This is a genomic window from Kitasatospora sp. NPDC049258, assembly GCF_040678895.1.
GTDB lineage: Bacteria > Actinomycetota > Actinomycetes > Streptomycetales > Streptomycetaceae > Kitasatospora.
This window is the reverse complement of sequence record NZ_JBFAQT010000008.1, coordinates 81,122-98,683: the sequence shown is the minus strand read 5'-3', so window position 1 is coordinate 98,683 and position 17,562 is coordinate 81,122. Positions and strand designations below refer to the sequence as shown.

Sequence of the window (17,562 nt, the reverse complement as noted above, 5' to 3'; positions counted from 1 at the left end):
CTCCCAAGGGCCTTCCCGGTGACGGTTCGTGAGGTGTTCGTCGGGAGTGCATGGCGTTGGTCTTCTCGTTTCCTCACGGCCCGGCACGTCGCGCAGGCATTCGAATCGAAGGAACGATGCGGGGATCGCGAGGTAAAGGTCAAGCTCGATGGGCGACTTGGGCCACATGTCCGAAATGATCGATCAACTTGTACAAAGAGTTGGCAAATTTCTCATGCGGGGCTCCGAATTGATCTATCAGGACCGATCACTGTTCGCCTACCGTCTTGCGGGATTGTCCTACTGGCAGCGGTAGTGACGCAGTGTGATGAGCACCAAGGAGTGGACTGTGGGGATTTGGCGTGCCCGAACGCCGATCGGGCGCTGGCTGTGGGGCAGACATCGGCCAGGGAGCCTGATCGTCATCCTCACCGTGCTGATGGCGGCGCTGACGGTGCCCGCCTTCGCCGCGACGCAGACTCCTGCGGACGGCTGGGATCCGCCGTCCACTCCGCTGGGTCCGCAGACGAAGTCGGTCAAGGGCAAGGACCTGAAGCCGGAGGCGCTCAAGGGTGCCCAGCTTCCCGCGCTCGAGAAGTGGCAGCCGCACCAGGCGGTCACCCTCCCCGGCACTGCCACCGTCACCGTGGGTGCGGCCGGTTCGGCAGCCGCAGCGGCCCGCTCCGCGACGGGCGGCGCCGCACCGGCCTCCGGTGGCGGCCAGCTCGCACAGGCCGGCCGGCTGCCGGTCTCGCTCGGCGCGGCCGACGGCACAGCAGGGGTCACGCGGGACGTCCGGGTGGAGGTCTCCGACGCCGCGAAGGGCAAGGCGGCCGGCCTGCAGATGCCCCTGGTGACCCTCACCGGGTCCGACGCACCCGCGGGGCTCACCGAGAACCGGGTCCGGGTGGCACTCGACCTCAACGCCCTCACCGGTCAGTTGTGGGCGGACCGGGCGCGGCTCGTCCTGCTTCCGGCCTGTGCGCTGACCACACCCGAGAAGCCGGACTGCCGCAAGCAGACTCCGGTCGCCTCCACGGTGGACGTGTCCAAGGGCACCATCAGTGCCGAGATCACCCTTCCCACCGGTGGCACCGCGACCTCGGCGGACCCGAGCACGGCGGGACGCCTCGCTCCGATGACCGCTGCGCCCTCGGGCGCATCCGTCTTCCTCTCGGCGGCCCCGGCCCCCGGCGGCGCGGGCGGCAACTACGCCGCGACCTCCCTCAACCCGTCCGCGGCCTGGGCCGCCGGCTCCAACGTCGGCAACTTCACCTACGCGTACCCGATCCAGGTCCCGCCCTCGCTCAGCGGCGCCGCACCTGCAGTCTCGCTGTCCTACGACTCCTCCTCCGTCGACGGCAAGACCTCCGCGCAGAACTCGCAGGCGTCCTGGATCGGCGACGGCTGGGGGTACGAACCCGGTTTCATCGAGCGCTCCTACAAGTCCTGTGACAAGGCCGGCATCACCGGCAGCGGCGACCTCTGCTGGGGCGGCCAGAACGCCACCATGTCGCTCGCCGGACACTCCGGCACGCTCGTCCTGGACGACACCACCGGCGTCTGGCACCTCCAGAACGACGACGGCACGAAGATCGAGAAGCTCTCCGGTGCCTCCAACAACCTTCCGACCGGCGAGTACTGGCGGGTCACCACCACCGACGGCACCCAGTACTGGTTCGGCAACAACCACCTTCCCGGCGGCGACGGCACCGACCCGGCCGCCAACTCGACGCTGGACGAACCCGTCTACTCCCCCAACAGCGGGGACCCGTGCTACCAGGCCGCGACCGACAAGGGCTCCTGGTGCCAGATGGGTTGGCGCTGGAACCTCGACTACGTCGTCGACCCGCACAAGAACCTGATGACGTACGGCTACGACCTTCCGGAGACCAACAAGTACGTCCGGGGAGGCGCGCAGAACAGCGGCAACGGCACGCTCACGGCGTACGCCCGCGGCTCCTACCTGAAGCAGATCGGTTACGGCCAGCGGCTGCCCGAGCAGATCGCGGCCAAGGGGACGCTGAAGCCGGCCGCGACCGTCTCGTTCACCACCGCCGAACGGTGCTTCGCCTCCGGCAGCATCACCTGCGCGGAGTCGCAGCGCACCAGCGCCAACATGACCTTCTGGCCGGACGTTCCGCTCGACCAGTTCTGCGACGGAACGACCACCTGCAACAACTACAGCCCCACCTTCTTCACCACCAAGCGCCTGACCGGGATCACCACCCAGGTCCTGTCCGGCACCTCGTACGTGCCGGTCGACTCCTGGGCCCTGAACCAGTCCTTCGCCCAGCCCGGCGACGGCACCGCGCCCGCGCTCTGGCTCGACTCGATCGTCCGGACAGGCTCCACCGGCGGGGCCTCGACGCCCCTGCCGCCGGTAACCTTCAAGGGCAGGGAGCTGCCCAACCGCGTGGACGGCAACCTCACGCTGAAGGACGGCTCCAAGGTCGCGGTGCCGCAGTTCAACCGGCCACGGCTCCAGCAGATCACCACCGAGACCGGCGGTCAGATCAACGTCGTCTACGCGACGACCGCCGACCCGAACGACCCCCTCCGACCGGCCTGCTCCCGGGTGGCCGGCACCATGCCCTCGTCCGAGGACGGCAACAAGCTCGCCTGCAGTCCGGTCAAGTGGTACCTGCCGGGTTCCAGCTCTCCCGATCCGGTGAACGACTGGTTCAGCAAGTACCTGGTCACCGCCGTGACCGAGCAGGATGCCATCACCGGCGCGAGCCTGGTCAAGTCCACGAACTACACGTACAACGGCGATGCCGCCTGGCACCGCAACGACGCCGAGTTCGCCGACCCCAAGACCCGCACCTGGGACAACTTCCGGGGCTACGGATCCGTCACCACCACCACCGGCAGCGGCTTCGCCGGCGAGGCTCCCAAGACCCAGGCGACCACCACCTATCTGCGCGGCATGTTCGGCGACCTCAAGGCCGACGGGAAGACCACCCGTACTGACACGGTGCACAACCCGCTGGGCGGTGACGTCCAGGACAGCGAGTGGCTGGCCGGGACGGTGCTGGCCTCGGAGACCTACGACAAGGCCGGTAGCGGCGGCACCGTCGTCGGCCGCACCGCGACCACCACGAACGAGCAGGGCAAGACCGCCACGCACCACCAGTCCGGCGGCATGCCCGATCTGATCGCCCGCTCCGCCCCGTCGCAGACCACCTCGGTCAACGCGGCCAAGCTCGCCAACGGCACCTGGCGCACCACCACGACCGTCCGGGTCACCGATCCGGCCAAGGGCAACCGCCTGGTCCATGTCGACGACAAGGGTGACGGCACCTCCGCCACCCCCGAGATCTGCACCACCACCGACTACGCCGGCAGCACCAACCCGATGCTGATCACCGCAGTGTCGGAGCAGACGTCGGTGGTGGGTCCGTGCGGCACCACGGCCAACGCGGCCAACACCATCAGCGACACCCGGACCCTCTTCGACGGTCTTGCCTTCGGACAGGCCGGGGACCTCGCGGAGCCGACGAGCAGCCAGGTCCTCGACCACTACGACGGCAACGGCGAGCCGGTCTTCCTGCACACCGGGACGATCACCTACGACGTCTACGGCCGGCCCTCGACCGCCGGTACCACCGACGGCTCGACCTACGGCCGCGACGGGGCCCGGCTGTCCGATGCGAACACCGCGGTCGCCACCACCCGGACCGACTACACACCGGCCTCCGGGGCCCTTCCCACCCAGATCAAGACCACTACGCCGCTGGGGTGGACCAGCACCGTCACCCAGGATCCCGGCCGCGCGCTCGCGCTGACCTCCACCGACGCCAACGGTCGGACCACCACCGAGAAGTACGACGGCCTGGGCCGGCTCAGCGAGGTCTGGACCCCTGACCGCGCCACCGACCTCAGCGCGAGCATCCAGTACACGTACTCGATCAACGGTGTCACCGCACCGACCGTCGTCACGACGCGCACCCTCCGCGAGACCCTGCCGGGCAGCAACAACTTCTCCTGGAAAAAGGAGCTGTACGACGGCCTCGGCCGGCTGCGGCAGACCCAGTCCACGCTGTCGACCGGAGGCGCCGGACGCCTGCTCGCCGACACCTTCTACGACTCGCACGGCTGGGTCACCAGGACCTCCTCGCCGTACTACGACAGCGCCCGACTGCCCGACGACACGGTCTTCCTGGTCCCGGACGGGGAGGTCCCGGCCCAGACCTGGAACACCTACGACGGCCTCGGCCGAGTCACCGGCACCGAGTTCCGCTCCTACGCACAGCCGCAGTGGGCGACCACGACCTCCTACCCGGGGGCCGACCGCACCGATGTGACGCCGCCCCAGGGCGCGGCCCCGACCAGCACCTTCACCGACGCACGTGGTCGCACCTCGGCGCTGTGGCAGTACCGGACGGCGAACCCGACCGGTAACCCCGCGGACGCCGACGTCACCAGCTACACCTACACGCCTTCCGGCCAGCCCGCCGGCCGGAAGGACTCCGCAGGCAACACCTGGACGTACGGGTACGACCAGCGGGGGCGCCAGATCTCGGCAACCGACCCCGACACCGGCACCGGCCGCACCTACTACGACATCAAGTCCCAGGTCGACCACACGGTCGACGCCAACGGCAACACGCTGGCCTACTCCTACGACCTGCTCGGCCGCAAGACCGGGATGTACGCCGGCAGCGTCTCCGACGCGAACCAGCTCGCAGGGTGGACCTTCGACAGCCTGCCGGGCGCCAAGGGCCAGCCCGTCGCCTCGACGCGCTACGTCCACGACTCCGGCAAGACCCTCGCCTACACCCAGGGCGTGACCGGCTACGACATCACCTACCGCCCGCTGGGCACCAGCGTCACCATCCCCCAGGAGGAGAAGGAGCTCGCCGGGACCTACACGACCAGCAACACCTACAACCCCGTCCTCGGCACGCTGGCCAAGACCACCATGTCCGCAGTGGGCGGTCTGCCCGCCGAGACGGTTGGCTACCACTACACCGACACCGGTGTTCTCTGGGACTCGGCGGGCAACGATCCGCTGGTCACCCGGGTAATCTACGACGCCTTCGGCCGCCCGACGCGGACCGATGTCGGGGTGGCCTCGTACCAGAAGGTGGTCTCCACCCAGCAGTACGACGAGGCCACCGGCCGCGTGATCAACTCCTGGGTGGACCGTCAGACCGACCCGAAGGCCTCGGTCGATCACACCAGCTACACCTACAACCTCTCGGGTGCCATCACCTCCGTCAGCAATGTGCAGGGCGGTACGGCGACCGACACCCAGTGCTTCACCTACGACTACCTCGGGCGGCTCACCAGCGCCTGGACGGACACCGCGGGCACGACCACCCGGCCGACCGGTCAGTGGAACGACTCCTCCGGCGCGGTGAACGGATCCGGCAGCTCCGCCTCCGTCCCGGGCATCGGCGGCTGCGTCAACGCCAACGGTCCTGCCGTCAGCGGCAGTCCGGCACGGCCGAGCGTCGGCGGTCCCGCTCCCTACTGGCAGGACTACACCTACGACTCGACCGGGAACCGCACCGGGCTCAACCAGCACGCGATCACCAGCCCGCCGACTCTCGACCCGTCCCAGACCACCCAGGTCGCCATGGCGAGCGACAGCACCCAGACCTGGACCGTGGCCCTCTCCGGCGGCAAGGTCTGGACTTCTCGGCAGAACGGTGACGGCAGCTGGCCGCTGTTCGACGATCTAACGGCCCAGGCCGGGCCACTCACCGGTATCGACTCCGTCTCCGCGGCCGTGAGCAACGGCCAGCTGCAGGTCATGGCGATCGCGGGCGGGAAGCTCTGGCACACCGTTCGCAGGGCCGACGGCAGCTGGCAGGCCTGGGGTGACGTCTTCAGCGTCGTCGGCCCACTGTCCCAGCCGAGCAAGCTCGCCCTGACCGCGACGGCCTCCGGCCTGGAGGTCCTCACCACCTCCGGTGGGAAGGTCTGGCACACCGTCCGCAAGCCGGACGGCAACTGGCAGACCCAGGGCTGGGGCGACGTCTACAGCGTGGTCGGTGCCCTCAACGCTCCGAGCCAGATCGCGGCCTCCGCCACAGGCTCGGGCCTGGAAATCATGGTCTACGACGGCGGGAAGCTCTGGCACACCGTCCGCAGGCCTGACGGCACCTGGCAGGTCCAGGGCTGGGGCGACGTCTACAGCGTGGTCGGCCCTCTCACCGGGATCGGACAGTTCGCCCTCGCCGGCGTGGGATCCGGCCTCCAGGCGGTCGCGCTCGCCCAAGGCAAGCCGTGGCACGTCAGCCGGAACTCGGCCGGCTCCTGGACCACCTGGACCGACGTCAACACGTCCGCCGGGCAGGTCGCGACACCCACCACGGTCGGCATCGCCGGTTCCGGCAACGACCTCAAGGTCGTGCTGGCGGGCTCCGGCCAGCTCAACTACGCCACCCACAACGAGACCGCCCACACCTGGTCCGCCTGGCAGCGGGTCAACACCGCAGCGGGTCCGGGCGCCCCGGGCAGCACCACGGCCCAGACGTTCCGGCCCGCGGGATCGGTCAACACCAAGACCGACGCCCCGAACACCGGCGGCGGAACGGGAGGCCCGCACGCCCTGCTGACCTCCGCCGTCACCACCGCCTCCGGTACGAAGACCTCCAGCTACCAGTACGACGCGGCCGGCAACACCACCGCCGTCACCGACACCTCCGGTACCACCACCCTGACCTGGACCGGTGAGGACAAGCTCGACTCGGTCAAGAGGACCGGCGAGGCGCAGGGCACCAGCTACCTCTACGACGCCGACGGCAACCAGCTCATCCGGCGCAACCCCGGAAAGGTGACGCTGAACCTCGGTGCCGACGAGGTCACCCTCGACACCAACACCCGCGCACTCAGCGATGTCCGCTACTACGGTGCGCCGGGCGGCATCACCATCACGCGGGTCACCGCCCCCGGCGGCGGCAAGCTCGTCTACCAGGTGTCCGACCCGCACGGCACCAACGGGGTCCAGATCACCTCGGACGCCTCCCAGGTCGTCACCCGCCGCCCGACCGACCCGTTCGGCAACCCGCGCGGCACCCAGCCCGACCCGAGCACCTGGGCCGGCGACAAGGGCTTCGTCGGAGGCACCAAGGACGACGCCACCGGCCTGACCAACCTCGGCGCCCGCGAGTACCAGCCGACCACCGGCCGGTTCCTCAACCCGGACCCGATCCTCGACTCCGCCAGCCCACAGCAGTGGAACGGCTACGCCTACAGCAACAACAACCCCGTCAACCTGAGCGACCCGTCCGGCCAGCACTTCGAGGAGTGCGGCAACGGGATGTACGCCTGCAAGGGCGGCATCGACCCGGTGTCCGAGGGCCCCAAGTACAACGAGATCGTCGCGGATATCAAGCACGGTATCGACGCCGCGAGGGAGCGCCGCGCTGCCGCCAGCAGCAAGAGCAACGGTAGTGGCAAGGCCAAGACACTGCTCAACTTCCTCCATGACGCATGGGGCAGCTTCTCGCAAAAAGCAGTTGACGTAGGGAAGGGCGCCTGGAATCTGGAAGCCCGAGCTGGTTCCGATGTCTATCACTGCTTCGGCGGCTCCTGGAATTCCTGCACCGACTACGGAAAGATCATCTGGCAGGGCAGCCCGATCATCAACTCGGAGGCAAACGCCGGAGTCGTTCTCGGACTGGGATCCGACAGCAAAGAGATCTACGACAACTACGCAGATGGCAATTCTGGCGTTGCCACCGGGCAACTTGCATTCCTCGCGCTGCAGCTCGCCGGTGGAGGCGAAGGCGCCGAGGCCCGCGGAGGTCTCAGAGCTGCGGAAGGAGCGAGCCTCCTCGACCGCCTCAAGGAATTCTTCGCGAAGTGCAACAGCTTCCCGGCCGGAACACTCGTCCTACTCGCAGGCGGCACAGCAAAGCCGATCGACCAGCTCGCCGAGGGCGACCTGGTGGCAGCCTCCGACCCGCAGACCGGCACCACGGCTACCCGACCGATCACCAACACCATCGTCACCCCCGATGACCAGGACTTCACCGACCTGACCATCACCGCCGAGGGCACCACGACAGAGGCAAAGCCGCTTACATCCACCCAGCACCATCCCTATTGGGACGCCACCAACTCCCGGTGGACAAACGCTGCAGATCTCCAGCCAGGTGATCGGCTCCGGTCATCCGACGGTTCCACAGTCACCGTCGAGTCCGTGCGCAACTACCAGCTTGCACCCACCACGGCCTACAACCTGACCGTCGCCGACCTCCACACGTACTATGTGCTCGCGGGAGCCACTCCGGTCCTGGTCCACAACTGCGATATTCCGATGGATGAGGCTGTTAAGCGTGCCGTTGCACACGTCGGCGACAACGCAACGGTGGTGCGGTCTGGAAGCGGCGGAGTTCAGTTCATGAGCGTGACGACCGATGAGGCCGGGAACGCGGTTAGGAAGATTGCGCGGTTCGATGTGAACCCCAATAGTGCTCATGTCCAGAAACTCGGGCCGCATCTTAATCTGGAAACCCAGATCAATGGAAGGACGGTCACGAGTGGCCCGCTCAAGGATCCTCACACTCCTATCGATCCATTCACGATCCGGCCGGGCGACTACTGGCCGTAGGCGACTGACGGAGGCATGGTGTTGAAGGTCTTGCGCGAAGATTCGACCGGGGAAATGGAACTCTCTGGAACTCGCTCCGAGCTGCTGGCCTTGGGCCGGGGGCTGCGGAGCGGCCAAGGGGAATTTCGCATCCCGAAGGACTCAAATCCGTTCCCGTACGATAGGTCATTGTCGAGGATCGAATTTCGGCAAGCGAGTGGGAAGGTGAGGATTTCTTCTTCGGGAGACGGTGAAACCCTTGAGGTTCAAGGCAGGCTAGAGTCTCTTGCTCTTCTTGCCGATAACATCGAAGGTTTTGCCTTGGAGGCGGATCAGGACGACCACCTCCATGTGGATTACTTTCCAGAACATGACTATCTGGCCGAGGGGTCGGAGTCGCTGGTTGTCGGCATCGACGGTGATGTGCCCAAGTCGTCGTGAAGCGGCTTTGGTGCAACTAATCCGGCAGTGAAATCGCTAAATTTCCGTGGCTTATGAAGCGGCCCCACCGGATCGATTCCGGTGGGGCCGCTGCGGTGTCTGACGGCAGTAGTTGACGGCAACGTCAGCGGACGGGTGCTGCACAACGTGGCGGATCGTCGCCGTCGTCGGGCTCGGCGGTGTCGTCCGCGGGGTTGCGGAGGGCATAGCTCAGAGTGTCGATAGCCTGGCGCTGGAGGCGGAGTCGGACGTGGGCGTACACCGTCGCGGTCACCCCGATGTGGGCATGGCCCAACAGCTCCTTGATCACGACCAGTTCGACCCCCTGTTCCAGAAGCAGGGTCGCGGTCGAGTGCCGCAGGTCGTGGAACCGGATCGCCCGCAGGCGGGAGTGACGGAGCAGCGCGTTGAAGTGCCGTGTGAGGGTGGCGGGTTCGATCGGGTGGCCATTCGGACGGGTGAAGACGAGGCCGTTGTCCACCCACTCAGCACTGGCCTGTCGCTTCTCGTGGGCTTGTCGGTCACGGTGCTGGCGGAGTGAGGCGACGCAGGCGGCCGGGAGGGCGATGCGGCGTTCCGAGCTGATCGTCTTGGTCGGCAGGGTGGTGAGGCCACGGGTACGGGTGCGCTGGAGGGTGCGGCGGATGCTGGCGGTGCCACTGTCGAGATCGAGGTCTTCCCAGTGCAGGCCCAGGAGTTCGCCCTTGCGGAGCCCGGTGCGGAGAGCGAGTTCGAACAGGGCGGCGAGCCGGTGGCCCTGGGCTGCGGCGAGGAACTCCCGGGCTTCCTCGGCGGTCAGGGGGTTGAAGCGGCGGGGGCGGGGTGTGCCGGTGCGGACGTTCCGGGCGACGTTGCGGGGGATCTCCTCCTCGCGTACGGCGTGCTCCAGCGCGGATTTGAGCACCGAGTGGAGGTAGGCGAGCGTCAGCGGGGAGAGGTGCTTGCCGCAGCATTTCCCGAGCGCGCAGCAGCGCGGGCGGCGGCCGGTCTGCGCGTCGGGCTTGCGGCGGGCGTCGATGCCGCGTGCGCAGCATTGGCAGACGGTCCGCAGCTCGTTCAGCCACGTCCGGACGTCCTTGGCGGCAAGCTTGGCGATCTTCTTCCGGCCCAGCCCCGGGATGAGGTACTGGTGCACGACGGCGGCGTAGCGGGTGTGGGTGTTCTCGCGGAGCTGATGGACGGCGACGTTCTCCAGCCAGTACGTCAGGTACGCCCCGAGGCTGCCCTGGGCGGAGACCACGGGGACGCCACGGTTGCTGGCGGCGGTCTTCTCGGTGAGCTTGGCGAGGGCGTCCTTGCGGGTAGTGCCGTAGACGCGGACGCGCTTGCGGGTGTCGCCGACGGCCAGCACGTAGCTGGCGGCTTCCCAGCGGCCATCCTTGCGCTGGTAGACGGTGCCGTCGCCGTTGGCGCGGGCCCTGCGAGAACTGGTGCTGGGGGCGGGGTTGGTGTCGGAGGTGGTCATCAGGCTGCCTGTTCGAGTTGGTGGTGGACGAGGGCGGTCAGGGCGTGGGTGGGGATGCGGCGGGCGCGGCCGATGGTGATGGAGGCGAGCTGTCGGGTGCGGATGAGGTCGTAGACGGTGGAGCGGCTGATCTTCAGGCGCGCCATGACCTCGGGGACGGTCAGGAGCTCGGCGTCGGCGGTCACTCGGTCACCTCCGCCGGGGTGGCGGTCAGCGGGTCGGCGGAGTGGCCGGTCCGGTCACCGGGGCGTTGCGCCTGCCGGGGGCGGGCTGCTTGCTCGGGTCGGGGCTTCGGTGCGGCGGCCAGGAGGTCGGCGAGGTGGGCGAGTTCGGGCAGGAGGCCGCTTCCGGTGTACTGCCAGTGCGAGATCACCAGGGTCGTGTCCGTGCCGACGCGCCGCCCGCTCTTTGTGCGCTGACTGGCGCGGTGACCGGAGTCGGGGTCGGTGTGACCGGCGGTCAGGTCAGCGCGGTCACTGCGGTCACTCTGCTGGTCAGTGACCGACCGCCCCTCGCCAGCTCGCTCCTGGGCGTCGTCTTGGCGGGTGCGCCAGGTGGTGCGTTCGGCTCGGGGGTGGGTGAGGGTGGTGGAGTAGTGGCGGGTGCGGGTGGAGAAGTGGCCTCGGAAGCCGAGCATGTGGGCCCACTGGCGCAGACGCAGGTGGGCATACTCGGGCCGGGCACCAAGGTGCCATGCGGTGTGGATCATGCGGCGGGCGTGGTCGGTGAGGTCGTGCTGGGCGAGTTCGGCGAGGAAGCGGAGTCGGCGGTCGAGGGTGCCAGTGGTGGTCTCGGCGCCCTTGGTGGCGTACTTGGCGATGTAGGCGGCGACGTGGCGGTCGGTGACGGGGACATCGCCGGTGAAGTCGGTACTGCGGATCGCGCGGACGTCGATCTGCCGCCCGAGGCGAAACACCATGGGCTCTGCCGACTGTGCCGGGTCGGTCTCCCCAGCCCGGGAGGGGTGTTGGTGTTGGACGCGAGTGCGGTTCGCGGCTGCACGGATGGCGTGGTCGAGGAGCTGGGTGGTGGCCCAGGTGGGTGGGGTGCTGTTGGGGCCGGTGGGTCCGTCGATGCGGATGACGGTGTGGAAGTGGATCTGGCCGCGCTTTTGGTATTCGGCGACCTTGGCGTAGGAGAGCGTGGCGTGGTGGCGCAGGGTGCGCTGGGTCAGTCCGGCGGCCTTGGCGATCTCGCGGCGCAGGTGGGTGGTGAAGCGGGCTCACAGGGCGGGGGCGGGGGCGTTCCACAGGACCGCGCCGGTGTAGTCGTACCGCTGCGGGGTCAGCGGCGTGCCGAGGAGCGGGTCGCCGTCGGCGTGGCGGGTACCGCAGGTGCAGGGGGCGGTGCCGGGTTGGTTGTGGACGGGGCCGAAGCCGGGGGCGGTGAGGGTGGCGAAGACGCGGGGGTGGGTGGAGACGCTGGTGGGGACGGTCTTGCCGCCGCGTAGTCCGGCGGCGATGAGCTGGTAGGTGTCGTAGCGGTAGAGGGTGGAGCAGGCGGGGCAGCGGGTGGTGCGGCGGTTGCCGCAGCGCACCAGGAGTTCGCCGGCGGGCAGGTGGCGGCTTTCGAGGTGGTCGAGGATCTGGCCGGTGGCGGTGTCCAGGCGGGTGCGGTGTCCGGTCAGGCGGATCGGGCGGGCGCAGCCGCCCAGCGAGCCGATCTGCCGTGCCAGGGGCGCGAAGTAACCGGCGGCGGCGAGCTTGGCCACCCGGGCCGTCAGCCGCGCCCGACGTTCAAGAGCCGAGCCACAGTTCGCGGACGCGTCGGCCATCCCGGCGTGCGTCGATGCGGCGAACGCCCCGTTGGGAGCGGACGTGGTTGCGGGGGCCAGCAGGGTGGTGAGGCCGCCGGTGCGGGTGCGCTGGAGGGTGCGGCGGATGCTCGCGGTGCCGGCGTCGAGGTCCTCCCGGCGCAGGCAGAGGAGTTCACCCTTGCGGAGTCCGGTGCGGAGGCCGAGCTCGAACAGCCCGTGCAGGCGGTGGCCCTGCGCGACGGCGAGCAAGGTGCGGGCTTCGTCGGCGGTGAGGGGTTCGAAGCGGCGCCCTTGGAGAAGCTCAGTCCGTGACCTTGGGATGGCCGGTGCCAGCGTAGGTGATCCAGGCAGTGCGGTTGGCGTCGTCGAGCAGGTACCAGATGCGTCCGCCGCCGGTGACCTCGTACTGCCAGCGTTCCAGTTCCTGGCCCTTGAAGGTGTTGGTGCCGAGCTTGCCCTTGAGGCGGTGCTGGCGGTCGGGGTTGTCGGCGGCGCGGGGAGTGGCGCGGATCTTCTCGAAGGCGCGGCGCAGGTTTCCCGGTGCCTGGCGGCCGAGGTGTTCCCAGCCGTCGGCGGCCTCGGTGTTGGCGAATCGGAGGTCGTACTCGTCGCCGGTGGGGGGCGGCGCGGCCCGGTCTCCGCGCTTCGGGCTCACTCCGCTGCCTCGGGCATGGGGACTGGTCCGAGGTCGCCGTCAGGCTCGCGGGTGAGGATGGCGAGCAAGGCGGGGTCTGCGTAGATCTCGGCGCTGTGCCGCCACTGGGTGAGCAGGAGAGCGATCGGGGCGAGGTTGTCCAGGGCCACCGCACCGCGAGCCGTGTCCACCAGCTCGGAGAGCAGGGTGTCGACGTCCTCGGCGGGCAGGAAGGTGCTCCATGGCAGCGCCTCGGGCAGCGCCTGGCGCAGGGCCGCGATGTTCTCGGTTCGCACCAGCCCGGCCAGCAGACGGGAGGTGAAGTCGACGACTGATGCGTCCCGCTCCATCTGGTCGACGCGCATCAGGGCGAGGTCTCCCGCGTCGCGTCGCCGCAGCCGCAGCGCGCGGACAGCGTCCAGCCTGCGTGTGGTCGCGGCGGGATGGTGGAGAAGCTCGCTGAAGGGCACGTCCTCGTAGGCCGCAGTCATGACATCCACAGTAGCTCGGATGTTGGCCCTGCGGGTAGGTGATTGCCGCCTGCTGCGGCCCACGCCTACTGCTCTGCACCTCCAACGGCACCGGTGACGGCACCGGTGACGGCGACAGGGTCGGACGACAGGGCACTTCCATGGACGCCGGCGGATCGGGTGGATTGCCACTCACCTGCGAAAACGCAGCCGGAGGGAGCCACCTACGGGCGCTGCTCGAGATCACAGTCAGTGCAACTGTCAATGAGGTAGATCATCGCGGCCCCACTGGATTCGTCCCGGTGGAGCCGCTGCGCGCATTTGGACGGCAGTGGTGGACGGCACCGTCAGCGAGGACCGCGGAAGCTCCGCCCCACGCCGTGCGTGGGACGGAGCCTCGGGGCTACCGGAGGGTCAGCCCTTGAGTTCGGCCGCGACCAGCTCGGCGAGCTGGACGGCGTTGAGGGCCGCGCCCTTGCGGAGGTTGTCGTTGGAGAGGAAGAGCGACAGGCCGTGCTCGACCGTCTCGTCGCTGCGGATCCGCCCGACGTAGGTGGGGTCCTGGCCGGCGGCCTGGAGCGGGGTGGGGATGTCGGAGAGCTCCACGCCCGGGGCGTCCGCGAGGAGTTCGGCGGCGCGCTGCGGGGTGATCGGCCGGGCGAAGCGGGCGTTGATCTGGAGCGAGTGGCCGGAGAAGACCGGCACCCGGACGCAGGTGCCGGCGACCTTGAGCTCCGGGATGCCGAGGATCTTGCGGCTCTCGTGCCGGAGCTTCTGCTCCTCGTCGGTCTCGTTGGAGCCGTCCTCGACCACCGAGCCCGCCAGCGGGATCACGTTGAAGGCGATCGGCCGCCGGTACACGTTGGGCGCCGGGTACTCCACCGCGGAGCCGTCGTGGGTCAGCGCGGCCGCGCCGTCGACCACCTTGCGCGCCTGGTCGTGCAGCTCGGACACCCCGGCCAGGCCGCTGCCGCTGACCGCCTGGTAGGTGGCGACCACCAGGGCCTGGAGGCCGGCCTCCTCGTGCAGCGGGCGCAGCACCGGCATGGCCGCCATGGTGGTGCAGTTCGGGTTGGCGATGATGCCCTTCGGGCGCTCCCCGATCGCGTCCGGGTTGACCTCGGCGACCACCAGCGGGACCTCGGGGTCGCGGCGCCAGGCGGAGGAGTTGTCGATCACCACGGCGCCGGCCGCGGCGACCTTGGGGGCGAGCGCCTTGGAGGTGGAGCCGCCGGCCGAGAAGATCACGATGTCCAGGCCGCTGTAGTCGGCCGTGGCCGCGTCCTCGATGGTGATCTCGGTGCCGCCCCACGGCAGCGTCCGCCCGGCCGAACGGGCCGAGGCGAACAGCCGCAGCTGCTCCACCGGGAACTCGCGCTCCGCCAGAATGCTGCGGACCACTCCGCCGACCTGGCCGGTCGCCCCTACGATGCCGATCCTCATCCGACTGCTCCTCCGCTTTCGTGCTCGATCAGGTCGATCAGGTTGCGCTTGATCACCGCCGCACCCTGCCCATCATGCCTTGTCACCGCCGGTCGGCGGCGGGTCGTCCCACGCTGTGAGCCGGAGCGTTCGGCCTACAGCTTCTCCAGCGCGGCCAGCGCCGCCGCCACCGAGGCCTCGCCTGCGGGCAGCAGCGGCAGCCGGACGTCGGGGGTGGGGATCCGCCCCTGGGCGTGCAGCACGCCCTTGACGACGGCCGGGTTCGGCTCGGCGAAGACCGCCTTCGAGAGCCCGGCCAGCCGGTGCCCGAGCTCGCGCGCCGTCGCCGCGTCCCCGCGCCGCCAGGCGGTGTCCAGCTCGACGAAGTGCTCGGTCGCCAGGTGCGCCGATGCCAGGATCCCGCCGGCCGCGCCGATCGCCAGCAGCGGAGACAGCACCAGGTCGTCCCCGGCCAGCACGGCGAAGCCGGGCGGCAGGTCGGCCAGCAGCTCGACGGTGTCGGCGTCCACCGCCCCGGCGGCCAGCTTCATCCCCGCCACCCCGGGCAGCGCACCGATCGCCCGCAGCGTCGCCGCACCCAGCGCCTGCCCGGTGCGGTACGGGATGTGGTACGCGATCAGCGGGACGGGGCTGCGTTCGGCCAGGTACGCGAAGTGCGCGAGCACGCCGGCCTCCCCCGGCCGCAGGAAGGCGGGCACGGTCACCAGCGCGGCATCGGCGACGCCCGCCAGTTCGGCCAGCGCCGAGACGCTGCCCAGGGTGTCGGCGCTGCCCGCGCCGACCGTGAGGACCGCGCCGTGCGCCCGGCAGGCGGCGCCCGCCACCTCGACCACGGCCTGCTTCTCGGCGGCGCTCAGGGTGGCCGGCTCGCCGGTGGTGCCGAGCGCGACCAGGCCGGCCGCGCCGGCGGCCAGCAGGTCGTCGGCCAGCCGCGCCAGCGCGGCCAGGGCGACGGCGCCGTCCGCCGCGAACGGGGTGACCAGGGGGACGTGGATGCCGTGGAGTGCCGAGCGGAGAGGTTCCATGCGCACGAGCCTGCCCCGCCGTGATCGTGCGGGTCCAGTTCATATTCATGAGGCTTCTCGTAAGCTGAGCCGATGCTCGATCTCCGCCGCCTGCGGCTGCTGCGCGAACTGTCCCACCGCGGCACCATCGCGGCCGTCGCCGAGGCGCTCTCGTTCAGTGCCTCGGCCGTGTCCCAGCAGCTCTCGGTGCTGGAGCGGGAGGCCGGGGTGCCGCTGCTGGAGCGCACCGGGCGGCGGGTCGCGCTGACGCCGGCCGGGCGCAAGCTGGTGCGGCACACCGAGGCGGTGCTGGAGCGGCTGGAGCAGGCCACCGCCGAGCTGGCGGGCGCCCGGCAGGGGCTGGCCGGGCCGCTGCGGATCGGCACCTTCCCGTCCGCCGCCCGCGCGATCGTGCCCGGGGCGCTCGCGGTGCTGATGAGCCGGCATCCGGCGCTGGAGCCGATGGTGACCGAGGTCGACCCGGCCGGGGTGGCGGCGCAGCTGCGGGCCGGGGAGCTGGACGTGGCGCTGGTGCACGCGTACGACCTGGTGCCGGCCGAGCCGGAGCCGGGGCTGGCCACCACGGGGGCGATCTTCACCGAGCCGATGTACCTGGCGGCGCCGACCGCCGGCACGCTCGCGGACTTCCGGCACTCGCCGTGGATCGTCTCGCCACCGGGCACGCTCTGCCACACCATGGCGGTGCGGGCCTGCCAGCAGGCCGGGTTCACCCCGCAGATCCGGCACCGGGTGGACGACTTCGCCACCGCGCTGGCCCTGGTGGGGGTCGGCCAGGGGGTCGCGCTGATCCCCCAGCTGGGGACCGCCGCGCACCCGGCGGTCACCCTCAGCCGGCTCCCGATGTACCGCCGCACCCGGGTCGCCTTCCGGGCCGGTGCCGGCGCCCACCCGGCGGTGGCCGCGTTCACCACCGCGCTGCGCGAGGCGCTCCCGCCGGGGCTGACCGGCGGCGCCTGAGCCCCCGCCACCGGGAGCCGGCGAGCGGCGCCCGACCCCGCGCCCGACCCCACCCCCGCGCCCGGCCGCGACAGCGGGTGACCGCGTGGGCACCGTACCCCTAGGTAGCCCCGGCCCCCGGGGAGCGTCCTACCTAGCCCGCTACGTAGTGCTTGTCCGCTCACCCGTACGACCGGTGTACTCACCTCGGGGGCGTCCCGCTACCGGCGGGTACGCGGTCCGAGGGGACGGCCGGCCGGCCCCGGGACGTCCACCTGACGGGACGTCCCGGGGTCTGCCGGTCGAGACGGGTGGTCGACGGTGACCGCCCCGACACCGGCTCTTCGCCGGACAGGAGGTCTACGTGCTCAGCGGCTCCCGGCGCTCCTGCGCCGCCTATCTCAGATGCGTCCCGTTCGACACCTGGGAGATGCCGGTGCACCGGCACGCCATGGAGAAGTGGGCCCGTGAGCTCGGCCTGGCCGACCCGGTCTGGTTCATCGACAACGGCGAGTCCTCCGGCGGCCCGAAGCCCCGCCTGCTGGAGCTGCTGACGGCGGTCGAGCGCAACACCTTCAGCATCGTGCTGGTACCCGGCCCGTTCGTCTTCCACCTGGACGACGTGCGCGCGGCGAAGGTCTGCCACCGCCTCTCGGTGCTCGGCGCCTCCGTGCTCCAACTGCCGTACGACCGCACCGGACGGCACCCCGCGCCCGGCCGCCCGGTCCCGGCCGGCGCGGTGCCCGCGCCTCGGGCCCACTACGGTGGGAACGGTTGACGCCGGAGCATCGGCCCGAGCCCTGCACCGGCTGACGCCGAGCGTCGGTTGACGCCCAGCCAGGCCGCGCGTCCCGGGGAGACCGGA

General features: G+C 70.2%; 10 protein-coding genes and 1 pseudogene. 4 read left to right on the top strand and 7 right to left on the bottom strand.

What is annotated here, in order from left to right:
* Positions 1-328: 328 nt before the first annotated feature.
* A complete protein-coding gene (locus AB0K43_RS09770; RefSeq protein ID WP_363637680.1) occupies positions 329-8,548 on the top strand; it encodes a polymorphic toxin-type HINT domain-containing protein in 8,220 nt (2,739 codons plus the stop codon).
* A 15-nt stretch (positions 8,549-8,563) separates the two neighbouring features.
* Positions 8,564-8,968 carry a hypothetical protein gene (locus AB0K43_RS09765; protein WP_363637678.1) on the top strand — a complete coding sequence of 135 codons (405 nt, stop codon included), beginning with the start codon at positions 8,564-8,566 and terminating at the stop codon, positions 8,966-8,968.
* 124 nt (positions 8,969-9,092) lie between these two features.
* Here AB0K43_RS09765 and AB0K43_RS09760 read toward each other — a convergent pair whose 3' ends face one another.
* The 7 genes and pseudogenes from AB0K43_RS09760 to AB0K43_RS09730 form a co-directional block, all read right to left on the bottom strand.
* Positions 9,093-10,433, bottom strand: a complete 1,341-nt coding sequence (locus AB0K43_RS09760) for a tyrosine-type recombinase/integrase (RefSeq protein WP_363637676.1) — start codon at positions 10,431-10,433, stop codon at positions 9,093-9,095.
* Positions 10,433-10,618 (bottom strand): helix-turn-helix domain-containing protein, encoded by a 186-nt coding sequence (locus AB0K43_RS09755; RefSeq protein ID WP_356281952.1) that lies wholly within the window; start codon positions 10,616-10,618, stop codon positions 10,433-10,435. Before AB0K43_RS09755 ends, AB0K43_RS09760 begins: the two co-directional genes overlap by 1 nt.
* Positions 10,615-12,207: pseudogene (locus AB0K43_RS09750) on the bottom strand (replication initiator). The gene AB0K43_RS09755 and the pseudogene AB0K43_RS09750 overlap by 4 nt, the downstream one beginning before the upstream one ends.
* 283 nt (positions 12,208-12,490) lie before the next feature.
* Complete coding sequence (locus tag AB0K43_RS09745; protein ID WP_363637674.1) at positions 12,491-12,844, bottom strand: hypothetical protein; 354 nt, start codon at positions 12,842-12,844, stop codon at positions 12,491-12,493.
* Positions 12,841-13,314: a hypothetical protein gene (locus AB0K43_RS09740; RefSeq protein WP_363637672.1), complete on the bottom strand. Its 474-nt coding sequence runs from the start codon at positions 13,312-13,314 to the stop codon at positions 12,841-12,843. Before AB0K43_RS09740 ends, AB0K43_RS09745 begins: the two co-directional genes overlap by 4 nt.
* 393 nt (positions 13,315-13,707) lie before the next feature.
* Positions 13,708-14,736: an aspartate-semialdehyde dehydrogenase gene (locus AB0K43_RS09735; protein WP_363637670.1), complete on the bottom strand. Its 1,029-nt coding sequence runs from the start codon at positions 14,734-14,736 to the stop codon at positions 13,708-13,710.
* 134 nt (positions 14,737-14,870) lie between these two features.
* Positions 14,871-15,761 carry a dihydrodipicolinate synthase family protein gene (locus tag AB0K43_RS09730; protein WP_363637668.1) on the bottom strand — a complete coding sequence of 297 codons (891 nt, stop codon included), beginning with the start codon at positions 15,759-15,761 and terminating at the stop codon, positions 14,871-14,873.
* A 72-nt stretch (positions 15,762-15,833) separates the two neighbouring features.
* Here AB0K43_RS09730 and AB0K43_RS09725 point away from each other — a divergent pair, with 72 nt between their 5' ends.
* Both AB0K43_RS09725 and AB0K43_RS09720 read left to right on the top strand, forming a co-directional pair.
* Positions 15,834-16,718, top strand: coding sequence for a LysR substrate-binding domain-containing protein (locus tag AB0K43_RS09725; protein ID WP_363637666.1), 885 nt, complete (start codon positions 15,834-15,836; stop codon positions 16,716-16,718).
* Positions 16,719-17,061: 343 nt separating this feature from the next.
* Positions 17,062-17,475: a hypothetical protein gene (locus AB0K43_RS09720; protein ID WP_363637664.1), complete on the top strand. Its 414-nt coding sequence runs from the start codon at positions 17,062-17,064 to the stop codon at positions 17,473-17,475.
* The last annotated feature ends 87 nt before the right edge of the window (positions 17,476-17,562 follow it).